The organism is Bradyrhizobium sp. Kon10 (assembly GCF_055807395.1).
In genome coordinates this window covers 1-233 of sequence record NZ_JBVVOZ010000425.1, presented here as the reverse complement: position 1 = coordinate 233, position 233 = coordinate 1, and the positions used below count along the sequence as shown (strand labels likewise).

Here is a 233-nt window from a genome sequence, read left to right as displayed (position 1 = left end):
AGCATCGTGGATATCAATCACGCGTTAGGTGACGATGAAAAATATGCGTCCATTTTTTCGCGTCGTTTACTAACCGAATCCGATGGCACTCCGATTAGGCTAACAAGCCACCAACCCCGACACTGGCGAAACACTATTTATCATCTGACCGGCATGAGTGATGTTCAGCAAGCATTGGCCTTAGGGCGTCGATAGCCTCGTCCAAGGTGCCGCCCCTCAAGATTTGTCGTTGC

1 protein-coding gene is annotated in these 233 nt (G+C 50.2%); it reads left to right on the top strand.

The window, feature by feature from the left end:
• Positions 1 to 195 (top strand): hypothetical protein (locus AC0L2O_RS37610; RefSeq protein ID WP_473373298.1); only part of this gene is annotated, 195 nt, incomplete at its 5' end.
• Positions 196 to 233: the final 38 nt, after the last annotated feature.